Source organism: Streptomyces sp. NPDC042102, assembly GCF_055582305.1.
Window position 1 is genome coordinate 1,097,224 of the sequence record NZ_JBVJDL010000002.1, and the last position, 20,151, is coordinate 1,117,374.

At 73.6% G+C, this 20,151-nt stretch carries 15 protein-coding genes; 9 read left to right on the forward strand and 6 right to left on the reverse strand.

The window, feature by feature from the left end; genetic code table 11:
- Positions 1–67 precede the first annotated feature (67 nt).
- Both ftsX and ftsE read right to left on the reverse strand, forming a co-directional pair.
- Complete coding sequence (ftsX, locus tag ACZ6KO_RS13030) at positions 68–1,027, reverse strand: permease-like cell division protein FtsX (RefSeq protein WP_469303691.1); 960 nt, start codon at positions 1,025–1,027, stop codon at positions 68–70.
- A gap of 16 nt (positions 1,028–1,043) precedes the next feature.
- The gene (gene ftsE / locus ACZ6KO_RS13035) at positions 1,044–1,733 is read right to left on the reverse strand and encodes a cell division ATP-binding protein FtsE (RefSeq protein ID WP_469303693.1); all 690 of its coding nucleotides are present in this window, start codon (positions 1,731–1,733) and stop codon (positions 1,044–1,046) included.
- Between the two features lie 236 nt (positions 1,734–1,969).
- On the opposite strand from ftsE, the gene ACZ6KO_RS13040 reads away from it, so the two are divergent.
- Positions 1,970–2,161, forward strand: a complete 192-nt coding sequence (locus ACZ6KO_RS13040; RefSeq protein WP_401450714.1) for a hypothetical protein — start codon at positions 1,970–1,972, stop codon at positions 2,159–2,161.
- A gap of 101 nt (positions 2,162–2,262) precedes the next feature.
- Here ACZ6KO_RS13040 and prfB read toward each other — a convergent pair whose 3' ends face one another.
- On the reverse strand, positions 2,263–3,372 hold the full coding sequence (gene prfB / locus ACZ6KO_RS13045) for a peptide chain release factor 2 (RefSeq protein WP_469303696.1): 1,110 nt from the start codon (positions 3,370–3,372) through the stop codon (positions 2,263–2,265).
- A gap of 273 nt (positions 3,373–3,645) precedes the next feature.
- Here prfB and ACZ6KO_RS13050 point away from each other — a divergent pair, with 273 nt between their 5' ends.
- Positions 3,646–4,677, forward strand: a complete 1,032-nt coding sequence (locus ACZ6KO_RS13050; protein WP_469303698.1) for an isopenicillin N synthase family dioxygenase — start codon at positions 3,646–3,648, stop codon at positions 4,675–4,677.
- A gap of 74 nt (positions 4,678–4,751) precedes the next feature.
- Here ACZ6KO_RS13050 and ACZ6KO_RS13055 read toward each other — a convergent pair whose 3' ends face one another.
- Positions 4,752–6,017 carry a serine/threonine-protein kinase gene (locus tag ACZ6KO_RS13055; protein ID WP_469303700.1) on the reverse strand — a complete coding sequence of 422 codons (1,266 nt, stop codon included), beginning with the start codon at positions 6,015–6,017 and terminating at the stop codon, positions 4,752–4,754.
- A 159-nt stretch (positions 6,018–6,176) separates the two neighbouring features.
- A complete protein-coding gene (locus ACZ6KO_RS13060; protein ID WP_469303702.1) occupies positions 6,177–8,000 on the reverse strand; it encodes a serine/threonine-protein kinase in 1,824 nt (607 codons plus the stop codon).
- Positions 8,001–8,376: 376 nt separating this feature from the next.
- On the opposite strand from ACZ6KO_RS13060, the gene ACZ6KO_RS13065 reads away from it, so the two are divergent.
- The 5 genes from ACZ6KO_RS13065 (at position 8,377) to ACZ6KO_RS13085 (ending at position 17,588) form a co-directional block, all read left to right on the forward strand.
- Positions 8,377–11,439 carry an FHA domain-containing protein gene (locus ACZ6KO_RS13065; RefSeq protein ID WP_469303923.1) on the forward strand — a complete coding sequence of 1,021 codons (3,063 nt, stop codon included), beginning with the start codon at positions 8,377–8,379 and terminating at the stop codon, positions 11,437–11,439.
- Positions 11,440–11,537: 98 nt separating this feature from the next.
- A complete protein-coding gene (locus ACZ6KO_RS13070) occupies positions 11,538–12,908 on the forward strand; it encodes an ABC transporter substrate-binding protein (protein WP_469303704.1) in 1,371 nt (456 codons plus the stop codon).
- Between the two features lie 15 nt (positions 12,909–12,923).
- Positions 12,924–14,246, forward strand: a complete 1,323-nt coding sequence (locus ACZ6KO_RS13075; RefSeq protein WP_469303926.1) for a carbohydrate ABC transporter permease — start codon at positions 12,924–12,926, stop codon at positions 14,244–14,246.
- The gene (locus ACZ6KO_RS13080) at positions 14,243–15,181 is read left to right on the forward strand and encodes a carbohydrate ABC transporter permease (protein WP_469303706.1); all 939 of its coding nucleotides are present in this window, start codon (positions 14,243–14,245) and stop codon (positions 15,179–15,181) included. Before ACZ6KO_RS13075 ends, ACZ6KO_RS13080 begins: the two co-directional genes overlap by 4 nt.
- Positions 15,182–15,305: 124 nt before the next feature.
- Positions 15,306–17,588, forward strand: coding sequence for a bifunctional glycosyltransferase/CDP-glycerol:glycerophosphate glycerophosphotransferase (locus ACZ6KO_RS13085; protein ID WP_469303708.1), 2,283 nt, complete (start codon positions 15,306–15,308; stop codon positions 17,586–17,588).
- A gap of 31 nt (positions 17,589–17,619) precedes the next feature.
- On the opposite strand, the gene ACZ6KO_RS13090 is transcribed toward ACZ6KO_RS13085, so the two are convergent.
- The gene (locus ACZ6KO_RS13090) at positions 17,620–18,237 is read right to left on the reverse strand and encodes a TetR/AcrR family transcriptional regulator (protein WP_469303710.1); all 618 of its coding nucleotides are present in this window, start codon (positions 18,235–18,237) and stop codon (positions 17,620–17,622) included.
- Between the two features lie 134 nt (positions 18,238–18,371).
- Here ACZ6KO_RS13090 and ACZ6KO_RS13095 point away from each other — a divergent pair, with 134 nt between their 5' ends.
- Together ACZ6KO_RS13095 and ACZ6KO_RS13100 are read left to right on the forward strand one after the other, a co-directional pair.
- The gene (locus tag ACZ6KO_RS13095) at positions 18,372–19,268 is read left to right on the forward strand and encodes an ABC transporter permease (protein ID WP_469303713.1); all 897 of its coding nucleotides are present in this window, start codon (positions 18,372–18,374) and stop codon (positions 19,266–19,268) included.
- Positions 19,269–19,290: 22 nt separating this feature from the next.
- A complete protein-coding gene (locus ACZ6KO_RS13100; protein WP_469303928.1) occupies positions 19,291–20,082 on the forward strand; it encodes an ABC transporter ATP-binding protein in 792 nt (263 codons plus the stop codon).
- Positions 20,083–20,151 lie beyond the last annotated feature (69 nt).

The window sequence follows — 20,151 nt, forward strand, 5'->3', positions numbered from 1 at the left end:
GGCGCCGAGTCTAGGACAAGCCCCGCGGCGGGAAGGGAGGTTGGCCGTTCCGTTCGCGGGGCGCTCGTCACACCTTCAGGTACTTGCGCAACGCGACGAACGCGGCCATGGAGGGCATCAGGACGCCGATCAGGAGGACGAAGGGGAGCTTGGAGAGGACCGAGCCCCAGCCCATGAAGTTGATCAGTTCGATCTTCTCGCGCAGGCCGATGCCGTGGTCGATCACGAAGTACTGCCCCGAGGCCAGCATCGCGCAGGCGAAGACCGCGCCGATCAGGCCGGCGACGGCGGCCTCCATGATGAACGGCACCTGGATGTAGAAGCTGGAGGCGCCGACCAGCCGCATGATCCCGGTCTCCCGCCGACGGCTGAACGCCGAGACGCGCACCGTGTTGACGATCAGCAGCAGCGCCACCACGAGCATGATCAGCATGATGCCCAGGGCGGCGTAGTTCAGGTAGTTCAGGATCCTGAAGAGGTCGTCGATCTCCTTGCGCTGGTCGTCGACGCTGTGGACGCCGTCGCGCCCGGCGAAGGCGGTGGTGACGACCTTGTACTTCTCGGGGTGGGTGAGCTTGACGCGGAAGGACTCCTGCATCTGGTCGGGGGTGATGACCGAGGCCAGCGCCGTGTTCCCGTACCGCTCCTTGTAGTGCTTGTAGGCCTCGTCCGCCGACTCGTAGTAGACGGTCCTGACCAGGTCCATCTTCTTGAGGTCGGCGTCGATCACCTGCTTCTGCTCGGCGGTGACGGCACCCTTGGCGCAGATACCGGTGCCCGCGCCGCCGTCCGCGGCCGCGTCCTTGGCGGCGCCGCCGTCCTCGGCGTCGTTCTTGTTGCAGAGGTAGATCGAGATGTTGGCCTTGTCGTACCAGTAGCCCTTCATCCGGCTGACCTGCTCGCGCATGAGCAGCGAGCCGCCGAACAGGGCCAGCGACAGGGCGACCGAGATGATGACCGCGAAGGTCATGGTGAGGTTCCGGCGCAGACCTACGCCGATCTCGGACATGACGAACTGGGCGCGCATGGCGTCTTTCGGCCTTTCAGTGCTGGTAGCCGTAGACGCCGCGCGACTGGTCGCGGACGAGACGGCCCTGCTCGAGTTCGATGACGCGCTTGCGCATCTGGTCCACGATCTGCTGGTCGTGCGTCGCCATGATCACGGTGGTGCCGGTCCGGTTGATCCGGTCGAGCAGCTTCATGATGCCGACGGAGGTCTGCGGGTCGAGGTTGCCGGTGGGCTCGTCCGCGATCAGCAGGGCCGGGCGGTTGACGAAGGCCCGGGCGATGGCGACGCGCTGCTGCTCACCGCCGGAGAGCTCGCCGGGCATCCGGCTCTCCTTGCCGCCCAGGCCCACCAGTTCCAGCACCTGCGGGACGGCCTTGCGGATCTCACCGCGGGGCTTGCCGATGACTTCCTGGGCGAAGGCGACGTTCTCGGCGACCGTCTTGTTGGGCAGCAGCCGGAAGTCCTGGAAGACCGTCCCCAGCTGGCGCCGCATCTGGGGGACCTTCCAGTTGCTGAGTCTGGCGAGGTCCTTGCCGAGTACGTGGACCTGACCGTGGCTGGCGCGCTCCTCGCGCAGGATCAGCCGCAGGAAGGTGGACTTGCCGGAGCCGGAGGAACCGACCAGGAAGACGAACTCGCCCTTGGCGATCTCCAGGGACACGTCCCTGAGTGCGGGGCGGTTCTGCTTCGGGTAGGACTTGGAGACACTGTCGAATCGGATCATGGGTGCACCACGGTCGCCGGGAGTAGGTGTGCGTGACCATACGCGAACGGGCGCGGGGTGGGGACCCGGCGTCCGGTGTTGCCCGATATATCCCGGGGGATGTCACCGGCGGGAGCGGGCCCGGACCGCGATTGCCCGGACGGGCCGCGCCGAATGTCGCCGGAGCTGGCACAGTGGTAGGGGGAACGGTCTGGTTCCCCCCGCCGTTGTACCAGGGGACGAGAGGAGGAGAGCGCATGACATATGACCGGCTCGTGTGCGCGAACTGCGCCGCGCCCGTCAGCCAGGGCCGATGCCCGGTGTGCCGGGCCAACCGGGAGCGCCTCCAGCAGGAAGGCCCCTTCGCCGGCCTGAATCCGATGGCGCTCATCGCGCTCATGGTCGTGCTGGTCGCGGCACTGGCCCTCGTGGCGCACCAGACGGCGTAGCCTCCGCCGCGTCCCGATCGTAGGTCCTGGACCGTAGGTCTTGTACGGAGAAGGGCCCGGACACCTGTCAGGTGTCCGGGCCCTTCTCCGTACGCATGGGCTTAAGCGGCCGTCTCCTGCTGCTTGCGCCAGCGGATACCGGCCTCGAGGAACCCGTCGATCTCGCCGTCCAGGACGGCCTGCGGGTTGCCGACCTCGAACTCGGTGCGCAGGTCCTTGACCATCTGGTACGGGTGCAGGACGTACGAGCGCATCTGGTTGCCCCAGGAGCTGCCGCCGTCCTTGAGGGCGTCCATCTTGGCCTGCTCCTCCTGGCGGCGCCGCTCCAGCAGCTTGGCCTGGAGGACGTTCATGGCGCTGGCCTTGTTCTGGATCTGCGAGCGCTCGTTCTGGCAGGAGACCACGATGCCGGTCGGCAGGTGCGTGATGCGCACGGCCGAGTCGGTGGTGTTGACGCCCTGGCCGCCGGGGCCGGAGGCGCGGTAGACGTCGACGCGCAGCTCGGACTCGTCGATCTCGACGTGGTCGCTGGTCTCGACGACCGGGAGCACCTCGACGCCCGCGAAGGAGGTCTGGCGGCGGCCCTGGTTGTCGAAGGGCGAGATGCGCACCAGGCGGTGGGTGCCCTGTTCGACGGAGAGGGTGCCGTAGGCGTACGGGGCCTTGACGACGAAGGTGGTCGACTTGATGCCGGCCTCTTCCGCGTACGAGGTCTCGTAGATCTCCGTGGAGTAGCCGTGCCGCTCGGCCCAGCGCAGGTACATGCGCTGCAGGCGCTCGGCGAAGTCGGAGGCGTCGACGCCGCCGGCCTCGGCGCGGATGTTGACCAGCGCCTCGCGCTCGGCGTACTCGCCGGAGAGCAGGGTGCGGACCTCCATCTCGTCCAGCGCCTTGCGAACGGCGACCAGCTCGGTCTCCGCCTCGGCGAGGGTGTCCGCGTCGTCCATCTCCTGGGCGAGCTCGAACAGCACCGCGAGGTCGTCGATGCGGCCGCGCAGGGTCTCGGTCTTGCGGACCTCGGCCTGGAGGTGCGAAAGCTTGCTCGTGATCTTCTGGGCGGCCTCCGGGTCGTCCCACAGGGACGGCGCGGCGGCCTGCTCCTCGAGCACGGCGATATCTGCCCTCAGCTTGTCGAGGTCCAGGACGGCCTCGATCGACCCCATGGTCGAGGAGAGGGACTTCAGCTCTTCGGAAACATCGACGACTGCCACGGGTCCAGCGTAGCCGGTCCTCCGACCGGGTCGGCGGGGCGTACCCTCGCGGTATGACCCTTCTCGTGATGCGACGCCATGTGGACTACGGGCGTGTCACCACCACGAGCTGTCTGCCGCCGGACCGAACCAGAGCCTGATCACTGATTCGACCCCGGTCCTGTACGCGGCCCGCGCGGCCCCGGCGCCACCCTTCCGCCGGTCGGCCCTCCCCCTCCGCTGCCCCGCCACCCTTGGGGAACAGGACCCCGTGACATCCGAAACGGAGCTGTCATGCCGTCCGCGCACACGCACGATTCGCTGCCCGTCCTCGACCTCTCCCGGGCCGACGACGCCGATCCCGCCGAGCGGGAGGCCTTCCGCCGCGAGCTGCTCGCGGCAGCCCGGGACTGGGGCTTCCTGCATCTGACCGGCCATGGCGTCACGGACGCCGAGATGGCCCGCATCCTGGACGTGACCAGGGCTTTCTTCGCGCTGCCGGAGGCCGACCGGCTGGCGGTCAGCAATCTGAACTCGCCGCACTTCCGCGGCTACACCCGGATCGGCCACGAGCTGACGGGCGGCGCCTCCGACTGGCGCGACCAGCTGGACGTGGGCGCGGAGCGGCCGGCGCCGCGGCTCGGGCCGGGCGATCCGGCGTACCTGTGGCTGGAGGGTCCCAACCAGTGGCCGGCCGCGCTGCCGGAGCTGCGGGAGGTGGTCCTGGGCTGGCAGGAGCGGCTGGCGGGGGTCGCGCACCGGCTGCTGCGGGAGCTGCTGGCCTCGATCGGGGCGCCGCAGGACTTCTTCGACGCGGCGTTCGCCGAGCGCCCGCACCTGCACACCAAGCTGATCCGCTACCCGGGCACGGCGCCGTCGGGGACGGGGGTGCCCGGTCAGGGCGTGGGGGCGCACAAGGACTACGGGTTCCTGACCCTGCTGCTCCAGGACGGCGTGGGCGGGCTGCAGGTCGTACGGGACGGCGGCTATCTGGACGTGCCGCCGCTGGCCGGGGCGTTCGTCGTGAACCTGGGCGAGCTGCTGGAGATCGCGACGGAGGGGTACCTGACGGCGACGGATCACCGGGTGGTCAGTCCGCCCGGCGCGGTGGAACGTTTCTCCGTGCCGTTCTTCTACAACCCGCGCCTGGACGCGGTGATCGACACGGTGCCCGGCGCCTACGTCCGGGACGCCCCCGGGATCGCCCACGACGCCTCGAACCCGCTGCACGCCGAGTACGGCCGCAACGAGCTCAAGGGCTGGGTCCGCGCCCACCCGGCGGTGGCCCGCCGCTGGCACCCGGAACTGCTGGTGCCCCAGCCGTAGGGGCACCGGCCGTGGGAGCCCGGCCGTAGGGGCCCGAGCCCGTGAGAACGGCCCGACCGACGGGCCGACGGGCCCTACGGACGGGCCGGGGTCGAGTGCTTGCTGTCGCGCGGCGGGGCCTGGTCGTCGGAGGAGGCCGCGAGCCAGCCGCCGATGCCGATCGCCGCGACCAGGGCGACCGCGGCCGTGGAGAGCACCAGCCGGCGCCGGCGGGCGGCGTCGGCCCGGTGCCGGGCGGAGCCGGGCCGCGGGGCGCCGGCCGGGCGCGGGACGCGGGCGGTGCCCAGGGCGCCGCCCGCGAGCTCGTCCGGGGCCGGGACGCGCATCGAGGTGTGGGTGTCCCGGTTGGACTCGGGTGAGCTCCCCGGCCCGCCGGGGACCAGCGGGACGGCCCCGCGCCGCCGTACCGGGTCGGCCGGGGTCCGCGCCTCGGGCTGGGGGTCGGGGTCGGCCGCGTCGAGGTCGTCGGGCTCGTCGACGTCCAGCGGCGGGATGCCCGCGAGCAGGGGCTGCAGGTCGCGCAGGCGCGCGGAGAGCTCCGAGGCGCGCAGCCGGGAGGCCGGGGCCTTGGCCAGGCACTGCACGAGGAGCTGCCACAACTCCTCCGGGATGCCGGGCAGCGGCACCACGGTCTCGGTGACGTGGCGGCGCAGCACGGCGCCCGGGTGACCGCCCCCGAAGGGGGTGAAGCCGGCCAGCAGTTCGTACAGGACGGTGGCCAGGGCGTAGATGTCGACGGCCGCGCGCGGCGGCAGCCCCTCGACGATCTCGGGGGCGAGATAGTCCGGGGTGCCGATGATCCGGGTGACCGGGGCGGACGCGGGCCGCGGCCCGGCACGGCGCGGGGAGTCGATCAGCTTGGCCACGCCGAAGTCGGTCAGCAGCGCGGGATGCGCGCCGCCGGGGCCCAGCGGGCCCTGCATGTCCAGCAGGACGTTCTCGGGCTTGACGTCCCGGTGCACGACGCCGGCCGCGTGGGCGGCGGCCAGCGCGTCGGCGACGTCGGCGACGATCGCGACGGCGGCCTCCGGCGCGAGCCGGCGCTCCCGGTCCAGGCGGGTGCGCAGGTCGGTGCCGCGCACGAGGTCCATGACCAGGGCGAGGTCGTTGCCGTCGACGACCAGGTCGCGGACGGAGACGATGTGCGGATGCTCCAGGCCCAGCAGGGCGCTGCGCTCCTGGACGAAGCGTCCGACCAGCTCCTGGTCGGACGCGAGGTCCTCGCGGAGCAGCTTGACGGCGACGGGGCCCTCGGGCCCCTCGCCGAGCCACACCGTGCCGGCGCTGCCGCGCCCCAGGATCTGGTGCGCGGTGTACCGGCTGCCGATTTTCCGTGCCACGACTGCTCCCTCAGCGGCTGGCGTACGAGCCCAACGTACGCGGCCGGGTGGGCCTTGGATGCCCCGGATCGCGGCGACCTTCACTTCTGCGGGCGAAATCACGTCCCAGAAGTCGACAAATCCACGAACTCGGCATTACAGCAGGGTTCTGGCGGGCGGTCAGCGGCCGGTGCCCCCGCCGGTTCCGGTGCCCGTTCCCGTGCCCGTGCCCGTTCCGGCGGTGTCGCCCAGGCTGCTGACCCAGTCGACGATGCCGGAGCCCATCGCCCACAGCTGGTCCCACCAGCCGCGGCCGGTGCCGATCCACTCCTGGAGCGGGGTGAGCTCCCAGATCAGCCAGCCGCCGATGATGAACAGCACGATCACGAACAGACAGCCCTTGAGGCAGCCCAGGCCCGGGATCCGCATCGGGTTGGCGCTGCGCTGCCGGGGCTCGCGCGGCGGCCGCGGTTCCCGCGGGGCCTGCTGCTGGGGCGGCGGGGCCTGCGGGGGCTGCGCCTGCTGGGGCGGGCGCTGCTGGTACTGCTGCGGGGGCGGCGGCGCGTACTGCTGCTGCGGCTGCGGCTGCTGATAGGGCTGGGGCTGCTGCTGGTATTGCTGGTACTGCTGCGGCGGCGGGGGCGCCTGCCGGTACGGCTGCGGCGGCCGGTGCTGCTGGGGCTGCTGGGGCTGCTGCTGCGGAGGCTGGCGGCGCGGCTGCTGCGGCTGGTGGGCCGGCGGCGGGGGCGCCTGGCGCTGCGGGCGGCGCCGCAGCGGGTCCTCGCTGGGGTCCAGGTACTGGATCTGCGTCTGCTCGTTGCGGTCCCGGGCCGCCTGCATCTGCGACTGCCACGGGTGCGGGCTGTCCGGGCGCTGCACGGGCGGCATGACCGCGGTCGGGTCGGCGGCCGGGGCGCCCGGGGCGCCCGTGCTGGGCAGGACCGAGGTCGCGTCGGCGGCGCCGACCGGCGGCATCACGCTGGTCATCGCGTTCGGGTCGTACGCGCCCATCGGGGACGCGGAGCCGCTGGGCAGCACCTGGGTGGCGTCGGCGGCGCCCGCGGCGCCCGGCGTCTCGGGGACCGGCGCCGGGGAGGGGTCGGGGGCGAGCAGCGCGCCGACGCCGAGGGCCGCCTCGACCTCGTTCGGGGCGGAGTGCACGCCGATGCCCGCGGCGACCACGCGCAGGGCACGGGCCAGGCTCAGGGCGCTGGGGCGCTCGTTCGGCTCCTTGCGCAGGCAGCGCTCGATGACCGTCCACAGCGGCTCGGGCAGGGTCGAGGGGCGCTGCGGCTCCTCGCTGAGGTGGCGGTGCAGCACCTCCAGCGCGGTGCCGCCGGCGAACGGCGGACGGCCGGTGACCAGCTCGTACAGCAGGATGCCGGCGCCGTAGATGTCCACGGCGGAGGTCTGCGGGCGGCCCTCGGCGGACTCCGGGGCGACGTAGGCCGGGGTACCGACGAACTCGTGGGTGCGGGTCAGACCCGGGGAGTCGGCCAGGCGGGCGATGCCGAAGTCGGTGAGCATCGGGCGCATCTGGCCGGCGCTCTCGTCCAGCAGGACGTTGGCGGGCTTGAGGTCGCGGTGGACGACGCCGTCGGCGTGACTGGCGGCGAGCGCGTCCGCGATCTGGGCGGTCAGCAGGCTCGCCGCGACCGGCGTGAAGGGACCGTTCTCGCGGATGTACTTGTGCAGGTCCGGGCCGTCGATCAGGTCCATGACCAGGGCCAGCAGATCGCCCTCGACCACGAGGTCGCGGGTGCGGACGATGTTGGGGTGCGTCAGGCGCAGCAGGACCGAGCGCTCGCGAAGGAAGCGCATGACGACGTCCGCGTCGGACGCCAGCTCCTCCTTGAGGACCTTGATGGCCACGGTCTCGCCGGGCTGCCCGGCGACTGCCGCCTCCGCACCCGCGGTCTCCCGCTGGCGGGCACGCCAGACGGTGCCCGTGGCGCCGCGGCCGAGCGGCTCCTCGAGCAGGTACTTGCTGCCGACTGGCCGCACGTCTCGCGCTCCCCTGCATTCGTTTGGTTTTTCTGCCCCACTCTAGGGGGTGTCCCTGGGGAAGACGCGGCCTCCGGTGGGTTGGTTGCCGTACACGTGTACGAAGAGTGACGTCCGAGGGGTATGCCTCGGGCGTTTTACGTCCGGAATTGCGCGCGGTGTGGACACGGCGACGATCGATCAAGATCATTTGTTGGCGGGTGCCGGGCGTGTTGTCGGTGACAGGTGCGAGGATGCACCCGTACGCAAGGCACGGGGAGGGAGCCCCGCTTGCGCACGACGACGACCGGGGGGCGATCGGGCGGCCATGCCCGTTGTTCCCCTGCCGGGCGCAGACCGCGCACCGCGCACCGCGCAGAAGGGACCGCTGACGGCGATGCAGATCCGGCTGACCGTCCTCGGGCCGCGCAGCGGCCACCAGATCGCGCCCGCGCGCTGTGACGTGCTCGTCACCGCGCCCGTCGGCACCCCCCTGGCGGCGGTGGCCTCCGGGCTGGCCTCGACCGTCGGCGGCCCGGACACCGGAGGCACGGTCGTGCTCTACGCCGGTGCCGAGCGGCTCGATCCGCAGCGCCGGATCCTGGGCGAACCACCGCTGGTGGACGGCGCGGTGCTGGCGCTGCAGACACCGGTCTCCGAGGACTCGGCGGGCGGCGTGGCCGCGCTGCACGTGGTGGCCGGGCCGGACGCCGGCGGTGTGCACCTGCTGCACCCCGGGGCGATCCGCGTCGGCCGGTCCGCGGACGCCGACGTGCCGCTGGACGATCCGGACGTGTCGCGGCTGCACTGCGTGGTGACCGTGGCGGAGAGCGGCCGGGTCGCGGTCGCCGATCTCGATTCGACGAACGGGACCACGCTCGACGGCGCCGAGGTCGGCCCGGCCCCGGTCCCGCTGACGCCGGGGGCGCTGCTGCGGGTCGGCGAATCGACGCTGCGGCTGGCGGCGCCGGACCCGGACCCGGCGCTCGCGCCGGCCCCGGACCTGGAGGGCCACCTCATGCTCCCGGCACGGCCGGCGGCCGGCGGCGCGGACACGGAGCCCACGGCCCCGGGACACCCGGACCCGTCGCACCCCGGGCAGACCGGGCACCCGCACGCCTCGCCCGCCGGTCAGGGCTCCGTGCACAGCTCCACGCAGGGCCCCTCGCACGGCGCGCACGCCCCGCAGAGCCCGTACGCCTCGCACACCCCCGACACACCCCCGGCCCCACACGCCGCGCACGCCCCGCTCCACCCCGCCGCCCCGCAGGACCCGGGCGCCCCGCAGAGCCCCCACCCCTCCCGCGACCGCGCCCCGGAAGCCGCCGGCGACCCCCAGCCCGGGCGCCGCCGGGGCCTGGGGGCCTGGGCCCGGCGCTGGGTGGGGCGCGACGAGCAGGCGCCCGAGGCCGTGCCCGCCGCACCGAGCGCCACCGTCCTCGCCGTACCCGGCGAGGACGACGCCGCCGCGCTGCTGCTGGCCGCGCTCGGGCCGACCGAGCGGCTGTGGGGCCGGGGCCCCCGACACCCGGAGCGGCTCGTCGTCGGCCTCGGGGCCGGCAGCCGGGTGGCACTGCGCGAGACCGGGGCCCTGGGCCTGGCCGGTCCGCGGGCCCGGCTGGGCGGCCTCGCCCGCTCGGTGGTCTCCCAGCTCGCCGCCCTGCACGCGCCCGCCGGGCTCGAAGTGGTGCTGATAGCCGCCGACCGGGCCCGTCCCGTCCCGGAGCGGGTGCGCGACTGGGGCTGGCTGGGCTGGCTGCCGCACACCCGCCCCGCGCACGGGCAGGACTGCCGGCTGCTGCTCGCCTACGACCGCGACCAGGCCACCGCCCGCGTGGCCGAGCTGCACCGCCGGCTGGAAGAGGGAGCGCTCGGCGGCTCCTGGGCCACGGCCCCCGCGAGCGCGGTCCGCGAGGCGGCCGCCGGCTACGCGGGGCCGTACACGCTGCTGGTCGTCGACGGCGATCCCGGCGTCGCCGTCGGTCGGCTGGCCTCGCACGGGCCGGCCGCCGGCGTCCACGTACTGTGCCTGGCCGAGACGCCCGCCGCGGGCCCCGCCTCCCCGGTCCAGGAGACGTACGAGGCGGCCTGCGCCGCCGCGCCCGCCTTCCGGGACTGCGGGACCGTCGCGCTGCTCAGCGGGGACGTGGCCACGGCCGTACGGACCTTCACCGCCGACGCCGGCCGACCGGTCCCGCACGGGGTCACCGCCACCGCCGACGCGGTCTCCGCCGCCTGGGCCGAGCGGTTCGCCCGCGCGCTGGCTCCGCTGCGCGCCGACGGCTGCGTGCCCGAGCCGCGGCCCGCCGCGGCCGCGCTGCCCGCCGCCTCGCGGCTGCTGGACGAGCTGGGACTGGCCCGTGCCACCCCGGCCTCGCTCATGGCCCGCTGGGCGGCCGCCACCGAGCAGGGGCAGGCCGTCGGCGGTCTCGCCGAGATCGTGCTGGGCGGCGGCCGCGGCGGACCGGTCGGCGCCGAACTCGTCGCGGACGGCCCGCACCTGCTCATCGAGGGGCCCGCCGGCAGCGGGCGTACCGAGCTGCTGCGCAGTGTCGCCGCCGGCCTGGCCGCCGCCGCGCGCCCCGACCGGATCGGCCTGGTGCTGCTGGACGGGGCCGGCGGCGAACGCGGCGAGGGGCTGCTGCCCTGCACCGAGCTGCCGCACGTCTCCGCCCACCTGGTCGCCTCCGATCCGGTGCGCATGCGGGAGTTCGCCCAGGCGCTCGGCGCCGAGCTCAAGCGCCGGGCCGAGCTGCTGGAGGCCGAGGGCGGACTGTCCTTCACCGAGTGGCACGCCCGCAGGGAGGCCGCCGGCCGGGAAGCCGCCGGCCGGGTGGTCGCCCCGCGCCGCCCCGGCCCCGGCGAGCTGCTCGGGGAGGTGGAGTCGGCACGCACGGGCACCCTGCGGCTGCGGGCGGGCACGCCCCGTACGGAGCAGCACGCCGGCGGCGGCCCGCTGCCGCGCCTGGTGGTCCTGGTCGACGACTACGACGCGCTGGTCGCCCCCGGACTCGGCAGTACCGGACGGCCCGCCGCCGGTTCGGTGGTCCGGGCCCTGGAGGCGGTGGCCCGCGAGGGCGCCCGGCTCGGGGTGCACCTGGTGGCCACCAGCGCCCGCCCCGAGCGCACCGCCGAGACGGAGCTGGCGCGCGTGGCGACCCTGCGCGTGGAGCTGGCCGCGCCGGACCAGCCGGGCCCGGGCCGCGGGGTGCTGCGGCACCCGGACGGCCGGACGGCACACTTCCAGGCAGGCCGGGTGACCGGCCGGATCCCGCGGACCGCGACCCAGAGGCCCACTGTGGTGCCGGTCGAGTGGGACCGGATGGGCGACCCGCCGGCCCGCCGTCCGGTGCGCGAGCTGGGCAACGGCCCGACCGACCTCGCGCTGCTGGCCAGCGCCCTGGACCGGGCCTCGCACCTGGTCTCCGCGATACCCGTGCTGTTCCCTCCCGCCCCGTAGGTCCCGGCGTCCGGGCGGCGAGGCGGTATTGCGGGGGCGGGACGGGTCGGCGTAGACCTTGTGGCTCGGGACACACCACGGGTATCGGGGGCACAGCCATGCGCACGCACGGAACCGGCCGATCGATTCGCACCTGGGCGGCGCTCGCCGCCGTGGGCGCGCTCGCGCTCACCGCCTGCGGCGGCGACGGGGACAAGGCCGCGAAGGACGGCCCGTCCACGGGCGGGAGCTCCCAGCCGGGCCCGCGGGTGCAGTTGCCCTCCCTGGCGGGCGAGAAGCTGGAAGTGGCGGCCGTGTGGACCGGGCCCGAGCAGGAGAACTTCACCAAGGTCCTCAAGGAGTTCGAGAAGCGGACGGGCGCCACCGTCACGTTCGTCCCGGCGCAGGACCCGATCGTCACCTTCCTCGGTACGAAGGTCGCGGGCGGCCAGCCGCCGGACGTGGCACTGCTGCCGCAGGTCGGGGCGCTGGTGTCGGCCGTGCAGAACAAGTGGGCGCAGCCCCTGGGCCCGGAGGCGCAGGCGCAGCTGGACCAGCACTACGCGGCGGGCTGGAAGAAGCTCGGCGCGGTGGACGGCACCCAGTACGGGGTGTACTACAAGACCGCGAACAAGTCGCTGGTCTGGTACAACGCGAAGGCGTTCGAGGCGGCCGGCGCCCAGGTCCCCAAGACCTGGAAGGACTTCCTGGCCACCGCCGACACCATCTCGGCGTCGGGGGTCCCGGCGGTCTCGGTGGCCGGTGCGGACGGCTGGACGCTGACCGACTGGTTCGAGAACGTCTACCTGTCCCAGAACGGCCCGGACATGTACGACAAGCTGGCCAAGCACCAGATCAAGTGGACGGATCCGAGCGTCGGCGAGTCCCTGCGGATCCTGCAGTCGCTGTTCGGCCGCAAGGACTTCCTGGCGGGCGGCCAGAGCGGCGCGCTGTCGACCGAGTTCCCCAAGTCGGTCACCCAGACCTTCACCGGCGGCGACCGGCCGGCCGCCGCGATGGTCTTCGAGGGCGACTTCGTGGCGGTGAACATCGCGCAGACCGGGGCGAAGATCGGCAAGGACGCGCTCGTCTTCCCCTTCCCGGCGGTCGGCGCCAAGGCGCCGCTGGTCTCCGGTGGTGACGTCGCGGTGGCGCTGAAGCCGTCCAAGGGCGCGCAGGCGCTGCTGACCTTCCTCGCCTCGCCGGACGCGGCCGAGATCCAGGCCCGCCAGGGCGGTTTCATCTCCCCGAACAAGGGGGTCAGCCCGGCCGCGTACCCCGACGACATCCAGCGGGGCATCGCCAAGGCGCTGGTCGACGCCGGGGACGACTTCCGCTTCGACCTGTCCGACCAGGCGCCGGCGGCCTTCGGCGGCACCCCCGGCGCGGGCCTGTGGAAGGGGCTCCAGGACTTCCTGAAGAACCCGTCCGACGTGGAGGGCACCCAGGCCCGTCTGGAAGCGGACGCGGCCAAGGCGTACGGAAACTGACCCGTGGGGCGCGTCGTGGACGTCACGCCGCCGCGGTCCCGCTCCCGCGCCGCCGAGGTGCGGCGCGGGCGGGTCGTGGCCGCCGCCTTCCTGCTGCCGGCACTGGTGCTGCTCGGGGCGCTGGTGGTGCACCCGATCGGTTTCTCGGTCTACCGCAGCCTCTTCGACCGCTCCGGCGACTCCTTCGTGGGCGCGGCCAACTACCAGGAGATACTGACCGATCCGGCCATCCGGACCGCCCTGCGCAACACCCTGGTGTGGGTGGTGCTGGCGCCGGCGACCGCGACCGCGCTCGGCCTGATCTTCGCGGTGCTGACCGAACGGGTGCGCTGGGGCACGGCGTTCAAGCTGCTGGTGTTCATGCCGATGGCGATCTCGATGCTGGCGGCGGGCATCATCTTCCGGCTGGTCTACGAGGCCGATCCCGACCGCGGGGTGGCCAACGCGGTGTGGGTCGGGGTGCACGACACCTTCGCCGAGTCCTCCGCCTTCCCCAAGGCCCGGCCGGGCCGGGACTCGCCGCTGGTCGCGGCGGGCGGCGGGAGTTACGTGACGAGTGAGCCGGTACGGGCGGGCACGCCGGTGGTGCTGCCGCTGGTCGGGGTGGCTCCGGACGCCCTGCCGGAGGGCACCCGTCCGGCCGTTGCCGCCACCGCGGAGCCGGGCCGGGTCACCGGTACCGCCTGGCAGGACTTCACGCGCGGCGGGGGCGGGCGGACGAACGCGGTGGACGCGGGCGAGTCCGGGTACGCGGGCCTGCGCGTCGAGGCGGTCAAGGACGGCACGGTGGTGGAGCGCACCCGGACCCGCGTCGACGGCACGTTCTCGCTGTCCGGGAAGGCGGACGGGGCGGTGCTGCGGCTGCCGGCGGAGAACTTCCGGGAGGCGTACGCGGGCGTGGACTGGCTGGGGCCGGCGCTGGTCACCCCGGCGGTCATCGGGGCGTACGTGTGGATGTGGGCCGGGTTCGCGATGGTGCTGATCGGGGCCGGGCTCGCGGCGGTGCCCCGGGAGCTGCTGGAGGCGGCCCGGGTGGACGGTGCCAACGAGTGGCAGGTGTTCCGGCGGATCACCGTGCCGCTGCTGGCGCCGGTGCTGGCGGTGGTCCTCGTCACCCTCGTCATCAACGTGATGAAGGTCTTCGACCTGGTCTTCGTGATCGCGCCGGGGTCGGTCCACGACGACGCGAACGTGCTGGCGCTGCAGCTCTACCGCACCTCCTTCGGCACGGACGCCGACCCGGGGCTGGGCAGCGCCATCGCCGTGTTCCTGCTGGTGCTGGTGGTGCCGGTCATGGTCTACAACATCATCCGGATGCGCCGGGAGGGACGCCGATGACGCCGACCACGCCCACTCCCCCGGCGGCCGCGCGCGCGGCCGCCACACACGGCGCGTCCCGGTGGTCCGGGTCCCGCCGCGCGACGCTCCCGCCCGCCGCCCGGCTCGCCGCGCGCGCGGGTTCCGGCGCGGTGCGGGTCTTCCTCGTCCTGGCCGCGCTGTTCTGGCTGCTGCCCACGCTCGGGCTGCTGCTGTCCTCCTTCCTGTCGCCGGCCGACCTGAACCGGGCCGGCTGGTGGCAGGTGCTGACGGCGCCTGGCCGGCTGACCGCCGACAACTACGAGCGGCTGCTGTCGAACGAGACCATCACCGGCTCCCTGCTGAGCACGGTCGCGATCGCCGTGCCCGCGACGCTGCTGGTGCTGGTGCTGGGGTCGCTGGCCGGGTACGCCTTCGCCTGGCTGGAGTTCCCGGGCCGCGACTGGCTGTTCCTGATCGTGGTCGGGCTGCTCGTGGTGCCCGTCCAGGTGGCGCTGATCCCGGTCTCCGAACTCTTCGGCACGATCGGGCTGTTCGAGACCACGGCCGGTGTGGTGCTGTTCCACACGGCCTTCGGGCTGCCCTTCGCCGTCTTCCTGCTGCGCAACTTCTTCGCGGAGATCCCGCGCGAGCTGCTGGAGGCGGCCCGCCTGGACGGGGCGGGCGAACTGCGGCTGTTCGCCCGGGTCGTGCTGCCGCTGGGCGGCCCCGCGATCGCGTCGCTGGGCATCTTCCAGTTCCTGTGGGTGTGGAACGACATGCTGGTGGCGCTGGTCTTCGCGGACTCCGCGAACCCTCCCGTCACGGTGGCGCTCCAGCAGCAGGTACGGCAGTTCGGCAACAACATCGACGTGCTGGCGCCGGGGGCGTTCTTGTCGATGGCGGTCCCGCTGGTGGTGTTCTTCGCCTTCCAGCGGCAGTTCGTCTCGGGGGTGATGGCCGGCGCGATCAAATAGTTCGCGATCAAGTAGTTGACGTGCGGTGTTGACACTGAGTAACCCGATTGCCACGTCCGGCGTAACCCGGTGATCGGCGCGGCGGTTCCTGGGCAATATGCCCGCGCCGACCCCTGGATGTCCCGTGCCCCGGTTCAGCGTCATCGTGCCCGCGTACAAGGTTCAGGCGTACCTCCAGGAGAGTCTGGATTCGGTGCTCTCCCAGTCGTACCCGGATCTGGAGCTGATCGCGGTCGACGACGCCTCGCCGGACGCCTGCGGGGAGATCCTCGACGAGTACGCGGTCCGGGACCCCCGGGTGACCGCCGTGCACCTGCCGTACAACTGCGGCCTGGGCCCGGCCCGCAACGCGGGTCTGGCCCGGGCCACCGGCGACTACCTGATCTTCCTCGACGGCGACGACACGCTGGCCCCGGGCGCCCTGCGGGCCATCGCGGACCGGCTGGCGGCCACCGGCTCCCCGGACGTCCTGGTCTACGACTACGCGCGCACCTTCTGGACCGGTGAGCGGACCCGCAACCGGCTCGCGCACCGGCTGTCGGAGGACGGCCCGGCCAGCTTCCGGCTCGCGGACCGCCCGGCGCTGCTCGGGATGCTGATGGTGGTGTGGAACAAGGCCTACCGCCGGGAGTACGTGGAGCGCGAGGGCCTGGAGTTCCCGCCCGGCCTGTACGAGGACACTCCCTGGACCTATCCGGCGCTGCTGGCCGCCGAGTCCGTGGCCGTCCTGGACCGGGTGTGCGTGCACTACCGGCAGCGGCGCACCGGCTCGATCCTGACCACCTCCACCCGCCGGCACCTGGACCTCCTCGACCAGTACGAGCGGGTGTTCGGCTACCTGGCCGCGCGGCCGGAGCTGGAGCGCTGGCGGCCGGCGGTGCACCGGCGGATGGCGGAGCACCTGTGCGCCCTGTACGCGGACCGGCGGCGGCTGCCGCGCTCCTGCCGCGCGGAGTTCTTCCGCCGGGCCGCCGTGCTGCTGCGCGCCCACCGCGGTCGCGGGCCCGTACCGCTGTCGCTGTCGCTGTCGCGCACCGACCGGCTGCGGCACACGCTGATGCGGTGGGGCACCCGGCGCACCTACCGGCTGCTGTCGTCGCTGCGGTCGGCCGCCCTGGCGGCGGGGCGGGCGGGCGCGGGCGCGGGGCGGGGGCTGCGCGAGGCGGCCCTGCGGCTGCACTACCGCTGCCAGCGGCTGCTGCCGCTCCGCTCCGAGCTGGCGGTCTTCAGCGCGTACTGGCACGGCGGCTACGCCTGCAACCCGGCGGCGATCGAGGCGAAGCTGCGGGAGCTGGCGCCGCGGATGCGGACGGCGTGGATCTGCGACCCGGCGCACGCGGCGACCGTGCCGGCGGGGACGGTGGCGCTGCGGCCGGGGTCGGCGGCGTACTGGACGGCGCTGGCGCGGGCGACGTACCTGGTCACGAACGTCAACGTCGACCGCTCGCTGGTCAAGCGGCCCGGGCAGGTGCTGCTCCAGACGCAGCACGGCACCCCGCTCAAGCGGGTCGGCCTCGATCTCCAGGACCGTCCGGCGGCCACCCCCGTGACGGACTTCGCGGGCCTGCTGCGAGGTGCGGACCAGTGGGACTACCTGCTGTCGGCGAACCGGCACTCGACGCTGGTGTGGGAGAAGGCGGTGCCGTCGCCGTACACGACGCTGGAGTACGGCTACCCGCGCAACGACGTCTTCCACCAGGCGAGTTCGTCCGACGTGCTGGAACTGCGCGAGCGGCTGGGCATCCCGGCGGGCTCGACGGCGATCCTGTACGCGCCCACGCACCGCGACTACCGGCGCAGCCGCCCGGAGTACCTGGACTTCGAGCGGGTGCTGCGGGACCTGGGCCCGCGCTTCACCCTGCTGACCCGGGCCCACCTGACCTACGGCACGGCCCCGCTGTCCGGCGACCGCCACCCGCGCCTGATCGACGTGTCCTCCTACCCCTCGGTGGAGGACCTGTGCCTGGCCTCGGACGCGCTGGTGACGGACTATTCGTCGCTGATGTTCGACTATGCGGCCCTGGACCGGCCGATCGTCATCCACGCGGACGACTGGGAGGCGTACGAGGCGGCCCGCGGCACCTACTTCGACCTGCGGGCCTTCCCGCCGGGGGCGATCGCCCGGACGGAGGACGAGCTGATCGACATCTTCACCACCGGCCACTGGCAGGGCTCGCGCTCGGCGCAGCTGCGGGCGGCGTTCCGGGCCCGGTTCAGCACGCTGGACGACGGCCGGGCGGCGGAGCGGGTGGTCCGCCACGTCTTCCTGGGCCAGACCTCGGGCCTGCCACCGGTCGTCCCCCTGGCCGACCGCCGCCCGGCCCCGGCCGCCACCCCGTCGAAGCCGGCCCCGGCGCTCGCGCAGGAGGCCCCGCTGGCCGGGCTGAGCCCGAGCCTGTGGCCGTAGGGCCTGCCGTAGGCCGGGTACGCGCGGGACGTCAGCCGGTGGTCAGGCCCGCCACCACCTGGCGGGCCAGGGCGTCCAGGTAGTCCCTGGACGTGCCGTCGCCGACCACCACCTGGCGCCAGTAGAGCGGGCCGATCGCCAGGTCGAGGGCGTGGTCGGCGTCGATGCCCTCGGGCAGCTCGCCCCGGGCCACCGCGTCGGCGACGATGCCGGCGGCCATCCGGCGCTGGCCGTCCAGCAGCGCGCCGCGGACCGCGTCGGCGATCTCGGGGTTGCGCGCGGCCTCGACCAGCAGGTCGGGGATGACGGCCGAGGCCACCGGGTGGCGCAGGACGTGGGACATGACCTCCAGCAGGGCCCGGACGTCGCCGTAGAGCGAGCCGGTGGCGGGCACGGGCAGCCCGTCGGCCGCGAAGGCCCCGATCAGGTCCAGCACCAGGTGCAGCTTGGACTTCCAGCGCCGGTAGACCGCGGTCTTGCCGACGCCGGCCCGCCGCGCGATGCCCTCGATCGACATCCGCGAGAAACCGACCGCGGCGAGCTCCGCCAGGACCGCCGCCCGGATGGCTTCGGTGACGTCCTCGCGCAGGACGGCGGCGCCCGCGGGAGCGCGGCGGGCGGGAGCGGCGGCGGCAGGGTCCTTGGTCATGGACAGAGCATAACGGCCACGCCGCCACTGGGCCGTCACGACGATACGGTTGCGTTCCGACGTAACCGGCCCTACTCTCGCCGTAGCGACGATACGGACCCGTTCCAACGACCTTCCGGCGAAAGCGACCCTCCGTGACCACCACCTCGACCGCACCGGCGGAGCCCACCCCCGCGCAACTGGCGGCCGCCCACGGCCTGACCGTCAGCGGCGCCCGCCCCCCGCTGCCGCGTTACGTCCGGGAGCTGTGGGGCCGCCGCCACTTCGTGACCGCGTACGCCACCGCCCGCATGGCCGCCACGTACAGCACCGCGAAGCTGGGCCAGGTCTGGCACCTGGTGACCCCGCTGCTCAACGCGGCCGTCTACTACTTCGTCTTCGGCGTGATCATGCGCGCCGGGCACCAGGTGCCGGACTACATCCCGTTCCTGATCACCGGCGTCTTCGTGTGGGACTTCATCGGCAGCTCCATCAACGCCGGCACCCGCGCCGTCCACAGCAACCGCGGCCTGGTGCGGGCCCTGCACTTCCCGCGCGCCAGCCTGCCCCTCTCCGCCGTCGTCCAGCTCTTCCAGCAGCTGCTCGTCACCATGGCCGCCCTGGTCCTGCTGCTGCTCGCCTTCGGCCAGACCCCGGCCCTCTCCTGGCTGCTGGCCGTGCCCACCCTGTTCCTGATGGCCGTCTTCGCCGCCGGCTGCGCCATGGTCATGGCGCGCATCGGCAGCAAGAACCCCGACGTCAGCCAGCTGATGCCGTTCGTCCTGCGCACCTGGATGTACGCCTCGGGCGTCATGTGGAGCATCGACCAGATGCTCGCGGCCGGCCAGCTGCCGCACTGGGTCACCACGATGCTCAAGACCAACCCGGCTGCCGTCTTCATCGACCTCATGCGCTTCGCGCTGATCGACAGCTTCGAGGCGCACGCCCTGCCGCCGCACGTCTGGCTCCTGGCCACCGGCTGGGCGCTGCTCGCCGGCGTCGGCGGATTCATCTACTTCTGGAAGGCTGAGGAGGAGTACGGCCGTGGCTAGTACGACCGCCCGCACGACGACCCTGGAGCGCCCGGCGCCCACCGCGCCCGGGGCCCGCGTCCCCACCGTCATCGCCGACGACGTCCACGTCGTCTACAAGGTCACGGGCGGCGGCCGCAGGGGCGGCGCCACCGCGGCGCTGAGCCGGCTGCTGCGCCGGCGGCGGCCCGACCCGGCCGTCCGCGAGGTGCACGCCGTGCGCGGGGTCAGCTTCACCGCGTACAAGGGCGAGGCCATCGGCCTCATCGGCTCCAACGGCTCGGGCAAGTCGACCCTGCTCGGCGCGATCGCCGGCCTCCAGCCGGTCGCGAACGGCAGGATCTACTCGCACGGCCAGCCCTCGCTGCTGGGGGTCAACGCGGCGCTGATGAACGACCTGACCGGCGAGCGCAACGTGTTCCTGGGCGGCCTGGCGATGGGCATGACCAAGCAGCAGATCCGCGAACGCTACGACGGCATCGTCGAGTTCTCCGGGATCAACGAGAAGGGCGACTTCATCTCGCTGCCCATGCGCACCTACTCCTCCGGCATGGGCGCCCGGCTGCGCTTCTCGATCGCCGCCGCCAAGGACCACGACGTCCTGATGATCGACGAGGCCCTGGCCACCGGCGACGCCGCCTTCCAGCGCCGCAGCCAGAAGCGGATCGAGGAACTGCGGGCCACCGCCGGCACGGTCTTCCTGGTCAGCCACAGCATCGGCACGGTCCGCGAGACCTGCGACCGGGCGATCTGGCTGGAACGCGGCGAGCTGCGCATGGACGGCCCCACGGCCGAGGTCTGCGACGCGTACGAGGCGTTCACGCGCGGCGGCTGACACCGCGGCCCCACGACGGACGGGCGGCCCAGGACCTCGATCGGTCCCGGGCCGCCCGTCGTCGTACGG

Excerpts from the sequence above, each read along its gene's own strand:
- ftsX (WP_469303691.1), bottom strand. The coding sequence starts at position 1,027 with ATGCGCGCCCAGTTCGTCATGTCCGAGATCGGCGTAGGTCTGCGCCGG.
- ACZ6KO_RS13090 (WP_469303710.1), bottom strand. The coding sequence starts at position 18,237 with ATGACCAAGGACCCTGCCGCCGCCGCTCCCGCCCGCCGCGCTCCCGCG.
- ACZ6KO_RS13065 (WP_469303923.1), top strand. The coding sequence starts at position 8,377 with ATGCAGATCCGGCTGACCGTCCTCGGGCCGCGCAGCGGCCACCAGATC.
- ACZ6KO_RS13040 (WP_401450714.1), top strand. The coding sequence starts at position 1,970 with ATGACATATGACCGGCTCGTGTGCGCGAACTGCGCCGCGCCCGTCAGC.
- ACZ6KO_RS13050 (WP_469303698.1), top strand. The coding sequence starts at position 3,646 with ATGCCGTCCGCGCACACGCACGATTCGCTGCCCGTCCTCGACCTCTCC.
- ACZ6KO_RS13080 (WP_469303706.1), top strand. The coding sequence starts at position 14,243 with ATGACGCCGACCACGCCCACTCCCCCGGCGGCCGCGCGCGCGGCCGCC.
- ftsE (WP_469303693.1), bottom strand. The coding sequence starts at position 1,733 with ATGATCCGATTCGACAGTGTCTCCAAGTCCTACCCGAAGCAGAACCGC.
- ACZ6KO_RS13070 (WP_469303704.1), top strand. The coding sequence starts at position 11,538 with ATGCGCACGCACGGAACCGGCCGATCGATTCGCACCTGGGCGGCGCTC.